We start from the raw sequence: 11,786 nt of genomic DNA on the forward strand, positions 1-11,786 counted from the left end.
GAAAGCCCTTCGGTCGGGGTGCGGGGACGGCTGTGGTCAGGCGCCCCAGCCGGCCTGCGCACCCCCGGCGCGCTCGTCGGCGACCCTCTGCAGGTAGCCGCTGCCGGCGAACGCGGCCATCGGGTCGGCCGGAAGACCTCGTTCCTGCCGCCACGCAGCCAGGGCCGGTCGGACGTCGGTGTAGAACGCGTCCATGAACACGGCGTTCGCGCCCAGCACGTCGTTGGCCTCCTGCGCAGCGTCCAGAGCGGGGCGGTCGAGCAGCAGTGCTCGGGCGACCATCTCCTGGACGTTGAGCACCGAGCGGATCTGCCCCGGGATCTTGTCCTCGATGTTGTGGCACTGGTCGAGCATCAGCGCAACGCCGTTGGCCGGGTCGAGGCCACCGCCGCGGGCCACCTCGACGATGATCCGGAACAGCTGGAACGGGTCGGCCGCCCCCACGATGAGGTCGTCGTCGGCGTAGAAGCGGGAGTTGAAGTCGAACGAGCCCAGCTTCCCCAGGCGCAGCAGCTGGGCCACGATGAACTCGATGTTGGTGCCGGGGGCGTGGTGGCCGGTGTCCAGGCACACCAGCGCCCGCTCCCCGAGCGCGGCCACGTGCACGTACGACGTACCCCAGTCCGGGACGTCCATGTGGTAGAACGCCGGCTCGAAGAACTTGTACTCCAGGACCATGCGCTGCTCGTCGCCCACCTGGGCATAGATCTCCGCGAGCGAGGACGCCAGGACGTCCTGGCGTCGCCGCAGGTCGGACTGGCCCGGGTAGTTCGTCCCGTCGGCCAGCCAGATCTTCAGGTCCCGCGACCCGGTCGCAGCCATGATCTCGAGGCACTCGAGGTGGTGGTCGATCGCCTTGCGCCGAACCGCCGCGTCCAGCGAGGCCAGCGAGCCGAACTTGTACGCCTCGTCCTGGAAGGTGTTCGAGTTCACGGTCCCCAGCCGGAGCCCGAGGTCCTCGGCGAACGCCCGCAGGGCCGCGTAGTCGTCGACCTTGTCCCACGGGATGTGCAGGGCGATGCTCGGCGACAGACCCGTCAGGGCGTGGACCTGGGCCGCGTCGGCGATCTTCTCCTGGACCGTGCGCGGTGTGCCCGGGCTGCCGAACACCCGGAACCTGGTGCCCGAGTTGCCGTACGCCCAGGAGGGCACCTCGATGGCGAGGTGGTCGAGGGGCGCGAGGGTCTGCTGGTCGATGTCCACGAGAGGACCTTTCCGGTCGGAAGTACGGTGTGATTCGTCTCAGACGAGTTCGGAGGTGATGGGTGCAGATCCGTCGATGCCCGTGAGCTGGTCCTCGAGGTGGAACACCTCGTCGAGCTCGAGGAAGCCGGCGTCGGGCGAGGTGTCGTCCAGGCCGACGAAGAAGGGCGCCATCTCGGCCTGCCACCGGGCGTTGACCTCGGTCGCTGCCATCCCCGCTCGGGCCGCGTCCAGCGATGGCGTCTCGAAGTAGCCGATGAGCAGGCCGTCAGGCCGGACGAACAGCGAGTAGTTGTGCCAGCCCGTGTCGCGCAGGGCGCGCAGCATCTCCGGCCAGACGGCGGCGTGCCGGCGGCGGTACTCCGCCAGACGCTCAGGACGGACCTGGAGCTGGAAGCAGACGCGGTGCATGGCGGTTCCCTGCGGTTCAGGGCTGCGGGTGCCCGGTCCCGGCCGGCCAGGCCGGGCACCCGCAGCGTCGAGGTCAGTAGTTGAAGTCGGCGATGTTGCTCTCGTCGAAGACGAACGGGTCGCCGAGGACCACGACGCCGTCCGCGCCGACGGTGAAGTCGGTCACCCCGCTGCTCAACCCCTCGGCAGTGAAGGTGTCGCCCTCGGCGCCGGTGATGTCGCCGTCGACCAGGGCCTTGGCGGCGAAGGCGGCCAGGATGCCCAGGTCCTCGGGGTTCCACAGCGCGAACGACGTGACGGTGCCGTCCGCGATGTAGTCGCGCATGTCGTTCGGCGTGCCCAGGCCCGTGAGCGCCACCGTGCCCTTGAACTCGGACGTGGACAGGTAGCGGGCGGCGGCGGCGATCCCGACGGTGGTCGGCGAGACGATCCCCTTGAGGTCGGGGTAGGTCGAGAGCAGCGCCTCGGTCTTGTCGTAGGACGTCTGGTCGTCGTCGTCGCCGTAGACGACCTCGACCAGCTCGATGTCCGGGTAGTCGGACGCGAGGTAGGTCTTCATGACCTCGATCCAGGAGTTCTGGTTCGTCGCGTTGGCCGTGGCCGAGAGGATCGCGATCTGACCGGCGCCGCCGATCTGCTCGGCGATGATGTCGATCTCCTTCTGAGCGATCAGCTCGGCGCTGGAGGCCTGGATGTACATCTCGCGGCACGAGACCTCGACGTCGGAGTCGAACGTCACGACGTGCACGCCCGCGTCGCGCGCCTCCTTGAGCGAGTCGCACAGCGCGTTGGTGTCGTTGGCCGAGAGCACGATCGCGTCGACGGCCTGCTGGGTCAGCGTGTTGATGTAGGTGACCTGCCCGTCAGCGGTCGCCTCGGTCGGGCCGACCTCCTTGAACGTGCCGCCGAAGCCCTCGACGGCCGACTGGGCAGCGGCGTCCGACGCCTCGAAGTAGGGGTTCCCGAGGTTCTTGGGCAGGAAGGCGATGTCGTAGCTCCCCGCCTCGTCGCCCGAGGCCCCGGCGGGCTCCTCCTCGTCGGCGCCGGAGCAGCCGGCCGCGACCATGGTGATCGTGAGCGCCAGGGCCGCGGCCTTGGCCGTCGTCCTGCGCCGTGAAGACGTCAACTTCATCGTTTCTTCCTCTCGGATGGATACCGCTGGGGACTGATGGCCTGACGGTCGGTGGTGCACGAGGAGCCCTGGTCGGGCCCTCACGCGGCGGACGTCGCCGAGCGGCGTTGCCAGATCCTGCGCAGGGCTGCCAGGACGCTCGGGACGATGACGGTGATGACCAGGAGAAGCCCGGTGGCGACGTTGATCACGTCGGACGAGACGTCGGCGAGCCGCAGGGCGCTGCGCAGCGCGCCGATGACCAGGGCGCCGGCGACGACACCCGGCAGGGCGCCCCTGCCGCCGAAGATGGAGACCCCGCCGACGAGCACCGCAGCGACGACCGAGAGCTCCAGGCCCATGGCGTTGTCGCCGCGCGCCGAGTCGTAGCGCAGGGTCCAGTAGATCCCCGCGAGGGACGAGACCGCGCCCGTGGCCACCAGGAGCCAGAACTTGACCCGGCCGACGTCGATCCCCGAGAAGTGGGCGGCCTCGTCGTTCAGGCCGATCGCGTAGGTCGCGCGACCCGCCGGGGTGAAATGCAGGAGGACGACGAAGACCACCGCGAGCACGACGAACAGCAGGACGACGCCGGGCAGGGCCGTGCCGGGGCCGAGGAGGCGGTCGGAGACCAGGTCCTTGGCGCCCTGCGGGAACCCGGTGATCGCCGTGGTGCCCAGGAGCCCGACCGCGATGCCCCGGAACAGGGCCAGCGTGCCGATGGTCACCGCGAGCGACGGCAGGCCGACCACTGTCACGAGGAACCCGTTCAGGGCACCGCCGACGACCCCGACGACCAGCGCGACGAGGGCGGCGACACCGACCGGGACGCCCCGGTCGAACAGGACTCCGACCACCACGCTGCTCAGCCCGACCATGCTCCCGACCGACAGGTCGATCTCCGAGGTGATGATGACCATGGTCATCGGCAGGGCGATGAGCAGGATCGGGAAGATGTCCAGGAGCAGGTAGTAGACGGTGCTCGGGGTGTTGAAGTTCTCCACCGCCGCCGAGCCGACCAGCCAGACCACGGCGAGCACGGCGAAGACCGCTGCGTCCCGGCCGAGCAGGAGCCGCCGCAGCCGCACCGCCCGGGCCGGCGCCGCCGGTGAGGTCCGGACCTGGGTCCCGGTGTCGACGCCGGTGTCGGTGGCGCTCACTGGTCTGCCTCCCCGAGCGCCGCGGCGACGGTGGACCCGTGCTGGTGCTCCGTCTGTGTGATGAGCCGGCGGGCGTTGCGCTGCGCCAGGACCCGGTCGAGCACGATCGCACCGATGATCAGGACACCGACCACGGCTTGCTGCCAGAAGTCGGGTATCCCGACGGTGGGCAGCGCCCGGTCGATCGTGGTCAGCAGGACGGCGCCGAGCGCGGCGCCCAGCACGGTCCCGCTGCCCCCGGCGATGGCGACACCGCCGATCACCGCGGCGGCCACCGCCTGGAGCTCCAGACCGGTGCCGGCCGTGGAGCTGACGGTGGCGTACCGGGCGGCGAACAGGACGCCCGCCAGCCCGGCCAGCGTTCCCGAGGCGACGAACGAGGCGAAGACCCTGCGCCGGACCCTGAGCCCGTACAGGTCGGCGGCGTCGTCGTCGGACCCGATCGCGTACAGCTCCCGACCGGCCCGCATGGACCCGAGGACGAAGGCCACGACGGCGAGCACCACCACCGCGACGATCGTCAGCACCGGGATGCCCACCACGCTCGCGATGCCGATCCGCTTGAAGGCCACCGGCAGGTCGGCGGCGTTGATCCGGGTGCCACCGGCCCAGGCGATGTCGACCCCGCGGAAGATGTACAGCGTGCCGAGCGTGATGACCAGGGACGGCACCCGGGCGACGCTCACCAGCGCCCCGTTGACCACGCCCAGGAGGGCGCCGAAGCCGACGGCCAGCAGGACCACGACGACGACGGGCAGCCCTGGCCAGTCGGTGAACATCCGTCCGGTGGCGTACGCGGTGATGCCCAGGACCGCGCTGACCGACAGGTCGATGTTCTTGCTGACGATGACGATCGCCTGCGCGACCGCCAGGACGATGAGCAGGGACGGGGTCAGCAGCAGGTTCCGGAACCCGTCGCCCCCGAAGGCGAAGCTCGAGTTGACGGAGGTGGCGATCGCCACCACGACGAGGATCGCCAGGACGACGCTGGTCTCGCGCCGCTTGAGGAGCTGGCGGACCCGATCCATGCGGTCGGTGGCGAGGGCGGCGGGCGCGCTCATGCGGTCACCGCCGACCGCGTTGCAGCCATCATGACGCGCTCACTGGTGGCCTCGGTGCGTCCCAGCCGTCCGGTGATCTCGCCCTCGCGCATGACCAGCACCCGGTCGCTCATCCCCAGGACCTCAGGGAGCTCGGAGGAGATCATCAGCACCGCCATGCCCCGACCGGCGAGCTCGTCCAGGAGCCGGTGCACCTCGGCCTTGGTACCGACGTCGATCCCGCGGGTCGGCTCGTCGATGATCAGCAGACGGGGATCGGTCGACAGCCACTTGGCGATGACCGCCTTCTGCTGGTTGCCGCCGGACATCGTCCCGGCACGACTGTCCAGGTCACCGGACTTCACCTGGAGCCGCCTGGCCCAGTGGGCCGCGGTGCGGTACTCGGCGCCCGCGGTCAGCAGGCCCCAGCGGGTCAGGGTCTGCCGGAGCACGAGCGTCAGGTTGCGGCCCAGGGCGAGGTCGACGAGCAGCCCCTGCCGGCGCCGGTCCTCGGGGATCAGGGCCAGACCGGCTGCGATGGCGGCCCGTGGGTCTCCGACGGGGAGCAGCGAGTCGCCCATCCGGACCGTCCCGGAGTCGTAGCGGTCGACGCCGAAGACGGCGCGTGCCACCTCGCTGCGGCCCGCGCCGACGAGCCCGGCCAGGCCGACGATCTCACCGGCACGCACCTCGAACGAGATGTCGTTGAACACTCCCGCCGAGGTGAGGCCGGCGACGCGGAGCATGACCTCGCCCGGCTCGATCCCCTCCGTCTTCGGGAAGAGCGACGCGACGTCCCGGCCGACCATCATCTTGACCACGGCGGCCGGCGTGAGGTTCTCGATCCGGTCGGTGGCCACGTACTCGCCGTCGCGCATCACGGTCACCGTGTCGCACAACGAGAAGACCTCGTCCAGCCGGTGGGAGATGAACACCAGCGCCCGGCCCTCGTCGCGCAGGGCCCGGGCGATCGCGAAGAGCCGCTCGACCTCGACCCCGCTCAGGGCCGCCGTCGGCTCGTCCATGATCAGCACCCGCGCGTCCAGGGAGATCGCCTTGGCGATCTCGATGACCTGCTGGTCGGCGATCGACAGGCCCAGCGCCTGGCGGTCGGGGTCGATCGCCACGCCGAGCCGCGCGAAGAGCTCGAGCGCCTCGCGGCGCATCCGGGGCCGGTCGACACGGCGCATCGACCGCAGCGGCTGCCGGCCCATGAACAGGTTCTCGGTCACCGACAGGTCCGGGAAGAGGGTCGGCTCCTGGTAGATCACCGCGACCCCCGCAGCCTTGGACTCGGCGGTGCTGCGGAAGTCGACGGACTCGCCGGCGAGCAGCACCTCGCCCTGGTCGCGGCGGTGCACCCCGGCGACGATCTTGACGAGGGTCGACTTGCCTGCGCCGTTCTCGCCGAGCAGCGCGTGGATCGAGCCTGCCTCGAGCCGGAGGTTGGCGCGGCCCAGGGCCACGACCGGACCGAAGGTCTTCCGGACGTCACGCATGTCGAGCGCTGCTGCGGGTAGTTCGTCTGCACGACCGGGCATTCCCGTCGGCCTCCACGTTGAGGCGATGAATCGTTTCACGACTCCGGACGGTGTGAACTTAGGGGCAGTCCGCATCGCCCGTCAAGACTCGGCCGCAGAATTCTCCGGCAGGAGCGCGAGCCGTGAGCGGGAGCCCGGCGTTGACGAACTCGGGACCTTGGGCCTACCGTGCCGTGAAACGATTCATTGCCGTGCTGCCGCACCGCCGCGGCGCTGGACCCAGGAGACGCCGATGTCGCCCAGCCCCGTCCATGACCTCCTGAGCCGATCCCGGACCCTGGGATCGGACCCCCGGGTGACCAACTACGCCGGCGGCAACACCTCCGCGAAGGGCGTCCTCACGGACCCGGTGACCGGGACCGACGTGGAGCTGCTCTGGGTCAAGGGGTCCGGTGGCGACCTCGGCACGCTCACCGAGGCGAACCTCGCCGTGCTGCGCCTGGACCGGCTCCGGGCCCTGGTGGGCGTGTACCCCGGCGTCGACCGCGAGGACGAGATGGTCGCCGCGTTCGACTACTGCCTGCACGGCCGCGGCGGCGCGGCACCGAGCATCGACACCGCGATGCACGCCCTGGTCGAGGCGGCCCATGTCGACCATCTGCACCCCGACGCCGGCATCGCCCTGGCGACCGCGGCCGACGGCGAGGCGCTGACCCGTGAGCTGTACGGCGACCGTGTGGCGTGGGTGCCCTGGCGCCGGCCCGGGTTCCAGCTCGGCCTGGACATCGCTGCGATCGCCCGGGACAACCCCCAGGCGATCGGCGCCGTCCTGGGCGGTCACGGGATCACCGCGTGGGGCGTGACCTCCGCCGAGGTGCAGGCCCGGTCGCTGGAGATCATCCGCGTCGCCGAGGAGCGCATCGCGACGCGGACGTCCGAGCTGGTCACGCAGGGCGCGCACCCGTTCGGTGCCCTGCGCGCCGACCGGGCGGCCCTGCCGGCGCGCGAGCGTCGGCTGCGGGCCGCCGCGCTGGCACCGGTCGTGCGCGGCCTCGCCTCGACCGACCGGCCCCAGGTCGGGCACCTGACGGACTCCGACGTCGTGCTCGACTTCCTGGCCCGCGAGCGCCTGGACGAGCTCGCCGCCCTGGGGACGTCGTGCCCGGACCACTTCCTGCGCACGAAGATCCGTCCGCTGGTGGTGGACCTTCCGCCCGACGCTCCGCTCGACGACGTCACGGACCGCCTCCGTGTCCTGCACGAGGCCTACCGCGACGAGTACGCCGCCTACTACGCGCGCCACGCGCGCCCCGGCACCCCGCCCATGCGTGGGGCCGACCCGGCGCTCGTCCTGGTCCCGGGCGTGGGCATGTTCTCCTTCGGCAAGGACAAGCAGACGGCGCGCGTCGCGGGAGAGTTCTACGTCAACGCGATCAACGTCATGCGCGGGGCGGAGGCGCTGAGCACCTACGCCCCGATCGACGAGGCCGAGAAGTTCGCGATCGAGTACTGGGCGCTCGAGGAGGCCAAGCTGGCGCGGCTGCCCGCCGCCAAGCCGCTCGCCACGCGCGTGGCCCTGGTCACCGGCGGGGGCTCGGGCATCGGCAAGGCGATCGCCGAGCGGCTCGCCGCCGAGGGCGCCTGCGTCGTGGTCGCCGACCTGGACCTCGACAAGGCCCAGCTCGTGGCCGACGCCCTCGGCGGTCCGGACCGCGCCGTGGCGGTGCGGGCCGACGTCTCCTCCGAGGAGCAGGTGAGCGCGATGCTCGCCGAGGCGTGCCTCGCCTTCGGGGGCGTCGACCTGGTGGTCAACAACGCCGGGCTGTCGATCTCCAAGCCGCTGCTGGAGACCACCGAGCGCGACTGGGACCTGCAGCACGACGTCATGGCCAAGGGCTCGTTCCTCGTGTCCCGCGAGGCCGCTCGCGTCCTGCTCGCGCAGGCGATGGGCGGGGACATCCTCTACATCTCCTCGAAGAACTCCGTCTTCGCCGGCCCGAACAACATCGCCTACTCCGCGACGAAGGCCGACCAGGCGCACCAGGTCCGCCTGCTCGCGGCCGAGCTCGGCCCGCACGGCATCCGGGTCAACGGGATCAACCCCGACGGCGTCGTGCGCGGCTCGGGCATCTTCGCCGCGGGCTGGGGTGCGCAGCGTGCCGCCGTCTACGGCGTGCCGGAGTCCGAGCTGGGCGCCTACTACGCCAAGCGCACGCTGCTGGGACGAGAGGTCCTCCCGGAGCACGTCGCCGCGGCGGCCTTCGCACTCGTCGGGCCCGACCTGCAGCAGACCACCGGACTGCACGTGCCGGTCGACTCCGGCGTCGCAGCGGCGTTCCTGCGGTGAGCGGGGTCCGGGGCCCGCGTACCGTCGGGGCGGCGACCGAGGGCGGTCGCCGGGGGAGGGCCCGTGCGGATCGCGCTGATGGCCACCTGCCTGGCCGACTCCATGGCGCCGGCGGTGGCCCGGGCCACGGTGACGGTGCTCGAACGTCTCGGGCACCAGGTCGTCTTCCCGGCCCAGCAGACCTGCTGCGGGCAGATGCACGTCAACACCGGCTACCAGCGCGAGGCGCTGCCGCTCATCGAGCACCACGTCGAGGTGTTCGCCGCCGCCCTGGAGACGTGCGACGCCGTCGTCGCCCCTCCGGCTCGTGCGTCGGCTCGGTGCGCCACCAGCATGCGATGGTCGCCGAGCGGGCCGGACGCCCGGGGCTCGCCGACCGGGCCCGGGCGTCGCCGCCCACACCTACGAGCTCTCCGAGCTGCTCGTCGACGTGCTCGGCGTCAGCGACGTGGGTGCCTACTACCCCCACCGGGTCACCTACCACCCGACCTGCCACTCGTTGCGGATGCTGCGCGTGGGCGACAAGCCCCTCGTCCTGCTGCGTGCGGTCGAGGCCATCGACCTCGTCGAGCTGCCCGCCGCCGACCAGTGCTGCGGGTTCGGTGGCACCTTCGCCCTGAAGAACTCCGCGACGTCGGCCGCGATGCTCGCCGACAAGGTGGCCCACATCGGGCAGACCGGGGCCGAGCGGTGCGTCGCCGGCGATGCGTCGTGCCTGCTGCACATCGACGGCGGCCTGCGCCGGGCCGGGCCGGACGGTCCCGGTCGCGGGGCGCGCACCGTCCACCTGGCGGAGGTCCTGGCGAGCACCCGTCAGCCGGTGACCGCATGAAGGTCGCCCTCGGCATGCCCGGGCGCCCCCTCCCGCCGCCCGCCCCGGCCGGCGTGGGCAACCTGCACGCCGCCGAGCCCTTCCCGGTCGCCGCGCGCCGCGAGCTCGCCGACACCCAGCTGCGCACCAACCTGGCCCACGCCACGTCGACGATCCGGGCCAAGCGCGCCGCCGTCGTCGCCGAGGTGCCCGACTGGGAACAGCTGCGCGACGCCGCCTCGGCGATCAAGACCGCGGCCATGGCCGACCTGCCCGCCCTCCTGGTCCAGCTCGACGAGCAGGTCACCGCACACGGCGGGACCGTGCACTGGGCCCGGGACGCCGCCGAGGCCAACCGGATCGTCACGGACCTGGTGCGGGCGACCGGCAGTCGCGAGGTCGTCAAGGTCAAGTCGATGGCCACCCAGGAGATCGGGCTCAACGAGGCACTCGAGGCCGCCGGCATCGAGGCCACCGAGACCGACCTGGCCGAGCTCATCGTCCAGCTCGCCGGGGACACCCCGAGCCACATCCTGGTCCCGGCGATCCACCGCAGCCGCGCCCAGATCCGCGAGATCTTCCTGACGCACATGGCGGGTGTGGACCCGGACCTCACGGACGAGCCGCGGGTGCTGGCCATGGCAGCGCGGTCCTACCTGCGCGAACGCTTCCTGCGGGCCGAGGTCGCCGTCAGCGGAGCCAACTTTGCGATCGCCGAGACGGGGACCCTGGGCGTGGTCGAGTCCGAGGGCAACGGGCGGATGTGCCTGACCCTGCCGCGCACCCTGATCACCGTGATGGGCATCGAGAAGGTGCTGCCGCGCACCCAGGATCTCGAGGTGTTCCTCCAGCTGCTGCCCCGGTCCTCGACCGGTGAACGGATGAACCCGTACACCTCGCTGTGGACCGGGGTCACGCCCGGTGACGGGCCGCAGGACGTGCACCTGGTGCTCCTGGACAACGGGCGCACCGCCGCACTGGCCGACGAGGTCGGCCGGGCCGCCCTGCACTGCATCCGCTGCTCGGCGTGCCTGAACGTCTGCCCGGTCTACGAGCGGGTCGGCGGGCACGCCTACGGCTCGGTCTACCCCGGACCGATCGGGGCGATCCTCACCCCGCTGCTGACCGGCGTCGCCGCGCACGGCGACCCGAACGCGTCACTGCCGTTCGCCTCGACGCTCTGCGGCGCGTGCTACGACGTATGCCCCGTCAAGATCGACATCCCCTCGATCCTCGTCGACCTGCGACGCCGCCAGGTCGACGCCGACCGTGGCGGCGTGCCCGGTGGCCTGGAGGTGGCGATGCGCGTCCTCGGTGTCGTCATGGGGTCCGCGCGTCTCTTCGGCCTGGCGGAGCGGGTCGCCGGTCTGGGTCGCCTCGTCGCCCGGGGCGGGTCGATCCGGCGGCTGCCCTGGCCCGGGTCCCTGTGGACCGAGAGCCGTGACCTGCCGGCACCTCCGGCGCAGACGTTCCGGTCCTGGTGGGCCCGTCGGCGGGGGGCGGGCTCATGAGCACCGCCCGCGCCGAGATCCTCGCCCGGACCCGTGCCGCGCTCGGCGCGCCGACGACCGGGCAGACCGGACCGGCCGGACCCGTCGGACCCGTCACAGCGGCCGGCGAGCTGCCGCGCGGCTACCTCGCAGCCGACGACCCGTGGGAGACCGGCCTGCCACGGCCCGAGCTCCTGGCACTGCTCGAGCGACGCGTCGTGGACTACCGGGCGACGTTCACGGTCGCGTCCGCGGCCGACCTCCCCGCCGTCGTCGCGCGACTCCTCGACGGCGCCGCACGCGTCGTGGTGCCGGCCGGCCTCGACCCCACCTGGCTGACCCGCGCCGAGGACGCCGGTGCCGTCGTGCTGGTCGACGACGCGCCGGGTCTGTCGGTCGCCGAGCTCGACGCCGCGGACGCGGTCGTCACCGCCAGCCGGCTCGCGATCGCCGAGACCGGGACGATCGTGCTCGACGCGGCACCCGACCAGGGCCGGCGGGCGATCTCGCTGCTCCCCGACCACCACGTGTGCGTCGTGCGGGCCGACGCCGTCGTCCGGGGCCTGCCCGCTGCGATCGGGCGGCTGGCCACGACCCGCCCGATGACCTGGATCTCGGGACCGAGCGCGACGAGCGACATCGAGCTGAGCCGGGTCGATGGCGTGCACGGTCCGCGGCGGCTCGACGTGGTGCTGCTCCAGGAGCAGTAGTCCATGGTCCCGTCCGGTCGTG

9 protein-coding genes and 1 pseudogene are annotated in these 11,786 nt (G+C 72.0%); 4 read left to right on the forward strand and 6 right to left on the reverse strand.

Annotated features, from left to right (window positions below; genetic code table 11):
* Positions 1-36 precede the first annotated feature (36 nt).
* The 6 genes from rhaI to K415_RS0102455 all read right to left on the reverse strand — a co-directional run bounded on the left by rhaI (position 37) and on the right by K415_RS0102455 (position 6,424).
* The gene (gene rhaI, locus K415_RS0102430; RefSeq protein ID WP_024285521.1) at positions 37-1,203 is read right to left on the reverse strand and encodes an L-rhamnose isomerase; all 1,167 of its coding nucleotides are present in this window, start codon (positions 1,201-1,203) and stop codon (positions 37-39) included.
* Between the two features lie 39 nt (positions 1,204-1,242).
* Positions 1,243-1,614, reverse strand: coding sequence for an L-rhamnose mutarotase (locus tag K415_RS0102435; RefSeq protein WP_024285522.1), 372 nt, complete (start codon positions 1,612-1,614; stop codon positions 1,243-1,245).
* A gap of 73 nt (positions 1,615-1,687) precedes the next feature.
* Positions 1,688-2,746: a rhamnose ABC transporter substrate-binding protein gene (gene rhaS / locus K415_RS0102440; RefSeq protein WP_024285523.1), complete on the reverse strand. Its 1,059-nt coding sequence runs from the start codon at positions 2,744-2,746 to the stop codon at positions 1,688-1,690.
* 80 nt (positions 2,747-2,826) lie between these two features.
* Positions 2,827-3,885 (reverse strand): ABC transporter permease, encoded by a 1,059-nt coding sequence (locus K415_RS0102445; protein ID WP_024285524.1) that lies wholly within the window; start codon positions 3,883-3,885, stop codon positions 2,827-2,829.
* Positions 3,882-4,946, reverse strand: a complete 1,065-nt coding sequence (locus K415_RS0102450; protein ID WP_024285525.1) for an ABC transporter permease — start codon at positions 4,944-4,946, stop codon at positions 3,882-3,884. The genes K415_RS0102445 and K415_RS0102450 overlap by 4 nt, the downstream gene beginning before the upstream one ends.
* Positions 4,943-6,424 (reverse strand): sugar ABC transporter ATP-binding protein, encoded by a 1,482-nt coding sequence (locus tag K415_RS0102455; protein ID WP_231494805.1) that lies wholly within the window; start codon positions 6,422-6,424, stop codon positions 4,943-4,945. Before K415_RS0102455 ends, K415_RS0102450 begins: the two co-directional genes overlap by 4 nt.
* A gap of 274 nt (positions 6,425-6,698) precedes the next feature.
* Between K415_RS0102455 and K415_RS0102460 the strand changes: the two genes are divergently transcribed.
* The 4 genes and pseudogenes from K415_RS0102460 to K415_RS0102475 all read left to right on the forward strand — a co-directional run bounded on the left by K415_RS0102460 (position 6,699) and on the right by K415_RS0102475 (position 11,764).
* Positions 6,699-8,753, forward strand: a complete 2,055-nt coding sequence (locus K415_RS0102460; protein ID WP_024285527.1) for a bifunctional rhamnulose-1-phosphate aldolase/short-chain dehydrogenase — start codon at positions 6,699-6,701, stop codon at positions 8,751-8,753.
* Between the two features lie 63 nt (positions 8,754-8,816).
* Positions 8,817-9,585 (forward strand): annotated as a pseudogene (locus tag K415_RS21325) ((Fe-S)-binding protein).
* The gene (locus tag K415_RS0102470) at positions 9,582-11,075 is read left to right on the forward strand and encodes a lactate utilization protein B (protein WP_024285528.1); all 1,494 of its coding nucleotides are present in this window, start codon (positions 9,582-9,584) and stop codon (positions 11,073-11,075) included. The pseudogene K415_RS21325 and the gene K415_RS0102470 overlap by 4 nt, the downstream one beginning before the upstream one ends.
* Positions 11,072-11,764 carry a lactate utilization protein C gene (locus K415_RS0102475; protein ID WP_024285529.1) on the forward strand — a complete coding sequence of 231 codons (693 nt, stop codon included), beginning with the start codon at positions 11,072-11,074 and terminating at the stop codon, positions 11,762-11,764. The genes K415_RS0102470 and K415_RS0102475 overlap by 4 nt, the downstream gene beginning before the upstream one ends.
* Positions 11,765-11,786 lie beyond the last annotated feature (22 nt).

It is taken from the genome of Cellulomonas sp. KRMCY2 (genome assembly GCF_000526515.1).
GTDB lineage: Bacteria > Actinomycetota > Actinomycetes > Actinomycetales > Cellulomonadaceae > Actinotalea.

Excerpts from the sequence above, each read along its gene's own strand:
- K415_RS0102435 (WP_024285522.1), bottom strand. The coding sequence starts at position 1,614 with ATGCACCGCGTCTGCTTCCAGCTCCAGGTCCGTCCTGAGCGTCTGGCG.
- rhaS (WP_024285523.1), bottom strand. The coding sequence starts at position 2,746 with ATGAAGTTGACGTCTTCACGGCGCAGGACGACGGCCAAGGCCGCGGCC.
- K415_RS0102450 (WP_024285525.1), bottom strand. The coding sequence starts at position 4,946 with ATGAGCGCGCCCGCCGCCCTCGCCACCGACCGCATGGATCGGGTCCGC.
- K415_RS0102455 (WP_231494805.1), bottom strand. The coding sequence starts at position 6,424 with ATGCGTGACGTCCGGAAGACCTTCGGTCCGGTCGTGGCCCTGGGCCGC.
- K415_RS0102460 (WP_024285527.1), top strand. The coding sequence starts at position 6,699 with ATGTCGCCCAGCCCCGTCCATGACCTCCTGAGCCGATCCCGGACCCTG.
- K415_RS0102470 (WP_024285528.1), top strand. The coding sequence starts at position 9,582 with ATGAAGGTCGCCCTCGGCATGCCCGGGCGCCCCCTCCCGCCGCCCGCC.
- K415_RS0102475 (WP_024285529.1), top strand. The coding sequence starts at position 11,072 with ATGAGCACCGCCCGCGCCGAGATCCTCGCCCGGACCCGTGCCGCGCTC.